This window comes from Bradyrhizobium sp. Mp27 (genome assembly GCF_029953005.1).
Lineage (GTDB): Bacteria > Pseudomonadota > Alphaproteobacteria > Rhizobiales > Xanthobacteraceae > Bradyrhizobium > Bradyrhizobium barranii.
The window spans coordinates 73,289-79,867 of sequence record NZ_JASAUS010000023.1 but is presented as its reverse complement, the minus strand read 5'-3'; the positions used below and the strand labels follow the sequence as shown (position 1 = coordinate 79,867).

The following is a 6,579-nucleotide window of genomic DNA, read 5'->3' as shown; positions in this document are numbered from 1 at the left end:
CTACGCCCTCCCGACGCAACGACAAAACCGTAAAGCCCCGCGTTCAGCATAACCCGGCAGGAATCCACTTAAATCCAGCGGGGCGCTGTCCAAACAACCGGGGCCAGCTCTGGCATCTGGTACGGCAACGAACCTAACCGGGTTGCCGCTCACCACCGGCGTTACAGGTACGCTGCCGGTCGCCAATGGCGGAACGGGTGATACTGGTACGGCATGGGGGACTTACACGGCATCGCCGCAATGCACCACTGGCGCAGGCACATGGTCAACCACGGCGGCCCGCTTCAAACAGTTGGGCAAGACCGTATTTTTCCAGTTGGACGCAAGCCTGACCGCGATCGGCACATGTTCGGGCGCCCAGTTTCAATTTACGCTGCCGTCAACGGCGCAATCTGCGGCTGGAGGTGCCGGACGCGATACCAACGTATCCGGCGCTCCTTTTACCTGCTTTGTCGGCGCGGCGTCCTCAACAATGGTTTGCATCCTTAGCGGCGCATCTTTGCAAGTGAACAACATCATGAAACTATCTGGGGTTTATGAGAGCCAGTAGCGCCGTACCCGCGCGTCGGAAATAGCGAGTTGCGACGTAGGGCACCCGCCGAGCAGCCGATGAATGCGAAGATAATGGCGTCCTGGCTGATGCGGCCGTATGCGATTATCAGCATAACGGCGAAGGAAAGTCCGCATACGATGAACCGGACGTCGTCATCAATTCTCGATATTGGCAACAACGGAATGCCAGCGGCGAAGATGAGGAGGACGAAGCAAGCGCCTCCGATCCATCCGAACTCAACGATCGCTTGCATGATCGAATTATGAACTTGGGTGCCCTCGACACACGAAAGCTTCGTGAACCCGTCCAGCCCGTATCCGAATGCGCCTGCCTTTGGGATGTAAAACAGGGCATCGCGGAAAACTGCCTTTCTGATATCAAGGGAGTTTCGAAGGTTCACCGTCGTATGGCAGCTCGGTGCGGCGCCGTCTGTTCTGACGTTCACATCAGGTCCGGGAAGGCCGGCAGCTCGCACAGGGTGCCCGCCTGCTGCTTCCATAGTGTAAGTAATCAGGAAATCGGCAGCTTTCGATCGTGTGGCCAAACCAGCGACGATTCCGGCCACGATGCCCAGAGATACGATACCGATACGCCATCGTTGCTTGCTGTCACTAAGCAGCGTCGCGACCACCAACGCACCAAAGATGGCGATAAAGGTGAAGCGAACCATCGCCGCCGAAAAAATGAAGATGAGTGGGAACAGGAAAAGCGCCAGAACTATAGCTCGGCGAGCTGTCATTTTGCGGGAAACTACTGCGAGCATGAACAGACCAAGCGCCGTCAAAAAATAGATCGGCGCTGCCTCAAACCCCAGGACAACAGGTTTGACGCGATCACTACCCCACTGTTCGTACATTGCCACCGCGGTCACAACTGCGCCGATCACAGAGAATGCGCCCGTCGCAACTGCAAAGGAAGGCATCAAGCGACCGATCTGCTCAGACGAAATAAAACGGCAGGCCGGGTAGGTTGAAAACGTCAGAATGAGCAGGATGATTTCTTTGATAGGAGCGGCTCGCGGATTGAGCAGAAACGATATCGCTATCGCCAGAAGTAGCCCCAAGAAAAGGAAGTCCGGCGCGTGGAACTCAATGCCCTTTCGAATGCATAGAAGCAACAAAGCTGCTGTCGGCGCGGCGAGAATAGTTGCCGTGAAAGCGCCGTTCCCAGCGCTTCCGACCAAGCCGTAGCAGAGCACCAAAACGGCATGTGACGATAGAATGAGCGCTAAAATTAGACCGAGTAACACGTCGCGGCTCACAAAGGAATAACGGCTTAAATCTGGCATCTGTTCCTCCCCTTCAGACGCCATACCACCACAACCCTTGATCGATCAACAGCCGCCCCAGAGGCGGCTTTTTCTATGGAACTCTCATGGCCTTCATCAACATCCTCTACAACCTTTGGCCTAATGGGGACGAGAAGGTCTCGGGCCTTCGTGACGGGATTGCCGTATCGGCGCCGGCAGTCTTCGCCAAGTACGGTATCAACAGCCCCCTGTTGGTGGCGCACGTAATGGCCCAAATCAGCCATGAATGCGGTGCCGGCCATGACGTTGTGGAAAACCTCAGCTACTCGGCGCAGCGCATGACGGAGGTCTGGCCGGGCCGCTTCCCGACCATCGCGAGTGCGCAGCCATATGCCCACAATCCGCAAGCTCTTGCGAACAAGGTCTACAACGGTCGCATGGGGAACGCCGCCGGCTCGAACGATGGCTGGAATTTTCGCGGCCGAGGTGGCTCACAGACGACGGGTCGCGAGGGCTACGAGCGCGTTGCGAAACAGACCGGCCTCGACGTGGTTCATAATCCCGACCTTCTGATTGACCCGACTTTTTTCCTGGAGTGTGCCGTTTCCGACTTCGTGAATTGCGGGTGCCTTCCGTTCGCTAAGGCCGACGATGTGGTCTCGGTGACAAAGCGCCTCAATGGCGGAACGGTTGGCCTAAGCCAGCGTATTGATTGGCTTTCGAGATGGAAGAGGGCGCTTGGTGAGGGGCCAATAGACTTCACGATTCCGGGCCTTGAGAAGCCGCCTCCGAAGCCGCCGCCGCAAGTCACCCCATCGCCGACGATTTCTCCCGCTCCAGCGCAACCCGCTCGGAGCGGTTTCTTTTCCAGCGTCCTTTCAATCTTCAAGAGGAATTCATGACCATCTTTCTGCTCGTGCTGGCGCTGTTCGTGGCGCTGGCGTTCATCTATGCGCTCATCCTCCGGCCGTGGCTCAAGAAGCAGGCTTGGGCACAGGGTTTCTTTGCGAGCGTCGATACGCTGGAATCGGCACTGTTCAAGAAGTCGGAAACGATCCTGGTTGGCCGGCTTCTGTGGGTCGGCGGCCTGTTCGTTACGTTCTACGATAGCTTGGCAACCTTCGCGCATACCCTCGATCTGACCCCGCTTACGACGCGGATTTTCGACTGGCTTCAGATCCCGCCTGACATGCGCAACCTGTCCGCGACGGCTGCGATCGGCATTATCGGGCTTCTGATCAATCGGCTGCGCAAGACAACCACGAAGCCGCTCGATGTTGTGGCCCTTCCTCAGGCCCAGGTCACGCCGGCCGCAGCGCAGGCTATTGCCAGAGCTGATGTTGCCAACCAACAGGCCGTGAAAGCGGTGGAAGAGGCGAAGAACTGATGTTCGCCTTTGCATCACTCATATTCCAGTTTCTTGGCGGCCCCGTCGCGAAAGCAATGGTTGCGGCCTATCAGGCACACCTGACAGCCACGACGACTGACAAGCAGACGGCCGCAACACTGGCTGGTCAAGAGATCGGCGCAAGCGTGGCGGAAACGCAGGCGATCACCTCGCTAAAGATCGCTCAGATCGGGCATCCATGGGAAATCGAAAAGCTCTTCGCGTACGTCACGCTATTTTATTACGCGAAGCTTTTGATCTGGGACAAGGTTTTGGCGTTGGGAAGCACTGATCCCCTTACTGGATGGGTGCTGTGGGCCGCCAATCTTGTCATCGGTTTCTATTTTGCCAAACGAGGCGCTGAGAACGTAGCAACGATCATTAGTGCAATCAGAAAGTAGGCGGCCCGGCCTGTCCGCGAGCAACGGCAGGCCGAGCCTAACCCATGAGAGGTGGCAACCTCTACACAGGCTGGGGCTGATCCTAGCAATCGGCGGATTACTAGGGACTTAACTAGATGATCAATGAATGGGTGGCGGTGGGCGGCTTTCTGCTCACTGTAGGCGGCATGATTGTTGGCATTACTAAAGCAGTTTCAGCCATCAAAACCGATACGAGCGAGAAGATATCCGCGGAAGTTCTAGCGCGATCAGAAGCGCTTGCCGCTGCTGTCGTCGCTCGTAATAAAGAAATGGGAGATCTGCGCCGTGACTTCCAAGACTCGCAGAGAGCTCAAGACAACCACGTCGGAGAGATGGGGTCAGCCTTGAGACGGTTCATCGAGACGGTCGAAAAAGAGATGCACGCTATCGAGATTTGGAACCGGGACAACTTCGTCCAAAAGGGCGAGTTTGAGCGGGCGACGGATTCGATCAAAGCAGACATCAAAGCAATGGGCTCTGACATCAAAGCAGATATCAAGGATCTTAAGGCCGAACTGTCGGGCAAGTCGAACTGATGCCTCAAGCAAAGCGCTGCGCCAACACTTTTTTGGTCGTCATGATCGTTGGCATCTTCATCTTGTCCGCGGTCTTTATCCTGCTGACGACGCGCCCGGCATGGCCTGCAACTCCGGCTGATAGTCAGCCCTACACATGTGAAGATGTCCGCCGGCTCATCGCCGAAAAGGGCAAGGTCGCAGCTATCGCGTTCGCCGTCGAGCGCGGCCTGTCTATCCGCCAAATCTGGCAAATCCGCCGGACCTGTAGAGTTTAGCCTTTCATAACTGGAGACTACCAATGCTTCGCAAGTCGATTCTTGCGGCGGCACTCTTTGTGCTGTCCGCAACCGCTGCCAATGCCGCGTCCCGTGTCTGGATCTCGGAATTCGCCGTTCTCACTGCCACGGCGAGCGGCGGTTCTGCCGGCCAGATGGCGGCAATCCCTTCCATCGCCACCCAATCGACGCTGGATATCAGCGGCGGGGTGCAGTCCTCGGCGGCGTTCAACGCCCAGACCAAATACATCCGGATCGTCTGCGAAGTGCAGTGCGCAATCAGCGGCAGCGGCACGGCTACGACCTCGAGCACGCTCATTCCGGCTCTGAGCCCCGAGTATTTCGGGGTTCAGCCCGGCGCTACGGTCTCCGTTATCGCGGCGCCCTGATATGAATCGTCGTGAATTGTTGACTGGCGCCGCCGTCCTCGCGGGCGTTACCGAAGCGAACGCTTTCGGGCTTGGCAAGCTCGGAGCCGGCTTCGGTCACATGGGCGATGTCCTTGGGGGAGCGGGGGTGGCATCGCCGCCATCCGGCTTCAACTGGCCGTTTGCAACCTACCCCCTCACGATCCGCCAGACCGGACCTTACGCCTTCACGACCAACTTTGTCCCGGAAGCCTACGCCGCCGCTGCGCTCGCCGGCCCGACCTATTTCGTTAACGGCAGCACGGGCAGCGACGCAGCGAACGGAACGAGCCTCGGTACCGCCGTCAAGTCGATCTGGAAGGCCACGCAGCTCGGCAATACCGCTGCCGTCCCGTTCAACGTCTCGGTCGCCGCGATCGCGGGCGGGTATCCCCGAGAGAACGGCTTCAGCAACACCAGCACTCCGGTTCCGAATACGCAGCCGGCGGCCTACGTGGCAACAGGTGGCACAGTAGAATGCTGGGTCGGCTCGACGCTGACTTGGCCCGGCACGCCTGATGCCACCTTCACAAACTGCTACGTCGCGGCGCGCTCGAACGTCTCCCAGATCATCGACGTCAGCGCCACGGATGCGAACGGCGATTACCTCCGCATGGTCCAGGTCGCGGACGCGGCGACCTGCAACAGCACCCCTAATTCGTGGGCGCAGGTTACGACAAACATCTACGTGCATCGCACCAACAACGACGCAGTGACGAACGCGAACACCCGTGCGCTGCTCAAGGCCACCCCGAACTATGTGCAGGATGGGACGTCGAAGGACGTCTATCTGAAGGGCTTTGCGTTCCAGGGCGGCACTGCCGGCGCTGTAGCCTGCACCGCCGCGGCCACGATGAACTTTATGGCTGTGAACTGCCGTGCTCAGTACGCCGGCGATTCCGCCACCAACGTCAACGGCTGGAAGCTCGACTACATGACGGGGCTGGCAGCCCTGGTCAATTGCATCGGCTCCCAGAACGAGGCGGACGGCTTCAACACGCATTGGACGCCGGGCGGAACTGTTCTGCTCTACACGCTCACGATCAACTGCAAGGGCTACAACAACGGCCGGGACACGGTCCAATCCTGCAACGGCCTGACCTCGCACGACAACGCCATCGGCATCGACGTGAACGGCGAGTACTATGGAAACTACGGCGCCAACGTCATCCCGATCAACGGCAACCAGATGTGGTGCCTTGGGACGTATGCCCATGACAGCCTCGGCGATGTTAGCCACGGCGGCGCGACTACCCCGACCGACTTCCAGACCCAGGCGACCGCCGTCATGTGGCTCCAGAACTGTCGCTCCGCGGTCTCGGCTACGTCTCTGCTCGCCTCGAACACCTCGACGATCAAGACGAGGAACTTCCTGCCTGGCGGAGGTCAGACGCCGGGGGCAGGGGGCGGGACTATCACGACGTTCTAGGTTCGGTGCCAAGGGCGGCTACGGTCGCCATCGAGCGCGCGGGCTTCCTTGATCTGGTCGTAGCTGATCTGGGATTGCAGGTCCGTCCAGGCGGTACGGAAAGCTGCCTTGGCTGCCTCGAGGCTGTCGGCGCGGCCGCGATGCGTGCTCCGCTGTGGCACGTTCGGCAGGGCACATGACCACGACCATACGTCCTTGCCGTTGAGGCCGATCGAGCGGTGGATGCGGCCGATCGCCAGCTCATCCCAGATCACAGTGTAATCGTCGGGAGCTGTTTCGCCGCCGATCACGGTGCGGCGCAAGGATAGATCGTCTGCCATCCCGCATGATTCCGCGGGC

Annotated in this window: 10 protein-coding genes; 8 read left to right on the top strand and 2 right to left on the bottom strand. The window is 58.9% G+C overall.

Annotated elements, in window-relative coordinates; genetic code table 11:
• Nucleotides 1-142: 142 nt before the first annotated feature.
• Complete coding sequence (locus tag QJT78_RS15275) at nucleotides 143-550, top strand: hypothetical protein (protein ID WP_281460261.1); 408 nt, start codon at nucleotides 143-145, stop codon at nucleotides 548-550.
• Here the strand turns inward: QJT78_RS15275 and QJT78_RS15270 are convergent.
• Nucleotides 516-1,841, bottom strand: coding sequence for a hypothetical protein (locus QJT78_RS15270; protein WP_157790202.1), 1,326 nt, complete (start codon nucleotides 1,839-1,841; stop codon nucleotides 516-518). The two genes, QJT78_RS15275 and QJT78_RS15270, sit on opposite strands and share 35 nt — an antisense overlap.
• A gap of 86 nt (nucleotides 1,842-1,927) precedes the next feature.
• On the opposite strand from QJT78_RS15270, the gene QJT78_RS15265 reads away from it, so the two are divergent.
• From QJT78_RS15265 to QJT78_RS15235, 7 genes are all read left to right on the top strand, one after another.
• Nucleotides 1,928-2,704: a glycoside hydrolase family 19 protein gene (locus tag QJT78_RS15265; RefSeq protein ID WP_038942365.1), complete on the top strand. Its 777-nt coding sequence runs from the start codon at nucleotides 1,928-1,930 to the stop codon at nucleotides 2,702-2,704.
• Nucleotides 2,701-3,189, top strand: coding sequence for a hypothetical protein (locus QJT78_RS15260; RefSeq protein ID WP_038942364.1), 489 nt, complete (start codon nucleotides 2,701-2,703; stop codon nucleotides 3,187-3,189). Before QJT78_RS15265 ends, QJT78_RS15260 begins: the two co-directional genes overlap by 4 nt.
• Entirely contained in the window at nucleotides 3,189-3,590 is a 402-nt protein-coding gene (locus QJT78_RS15255) for a hypothetical protein (RefSeq protein ID WP_038942363.1), read from the top strand. Before QJT78_RS15260 ends, QJT78_RS15255 begins: the two co-directional genes overlap by 1 nt.
• A 116-nt stretch (nucleotides 3,591-3,706) precedes the next feature.
• Nucleotides 3,707-4,147, top strand: coding sequence for a hypothetical protein (locus tag QJT78_RS15250; protein ID WP_038942362.1), 441 nt, complete (start codon nucleotides 3,707-3,709; stop codon nucleotides 4,145-4,147).
• Nucleotides 4,147-4,404 (top strand): hypothetical protein, encoded by a 258-nt coding sequence (locus QJT78_RS15245; RefSeq protein WP_038942361.1) that lies wholly within the window; start codon nucleotides 4,147-4,149, stop codon nucleotides 4,402-4,404. Before QJT78_RS15250 ends, QJT78_RS15245 begins: the two co-directional genes overlap by 1 nt.
• Before the next feature lie 23 nt (nucleotides 4,405-4,427).
• Nucleotides 4,428-4,793, top strand: a complete 366-nt coding sequence (locus QJT78_RS15240) for a hypothetical protein (protein ID WP_038942360.1) — start codon at nucleotides 4,428-4,430, stop codon at nucleotides 4,791-4,793.
• A gap of 1 nt (nucleotide 4,794) precedes the next feature.
• Nucleotides 4,795-6,240, top strand: coding sequence for a hypothetical protein (locus QJT78_RS15235; protein WP_038942358.1), 1,446 nt, complete (start codon nucleotides 4,795-4,797; stop codon nucleotides 6,238-6,240).
• On the opposite strand, the gene QJT78_RS15230 is transcribed toward QJT78_RS15235, so the two are convergent.
• Nucleotides 6,237-6,560, bottom strand: a complete 324-nt coding sequence (locus QJT78_RS15230) for a hypothetical protein (protein WP_038942357.1) — start codon at nucleotides 6,558-6,560, stop codon at nucleotides 6,237-6,239. The genes QJT78_RS15235 and QJT78_RS15230 overlap by 4 nt on opposite strands.
• Between the last annotated feature and the right edge of the window lie 19 nt (nucleotides 6,561-6,579).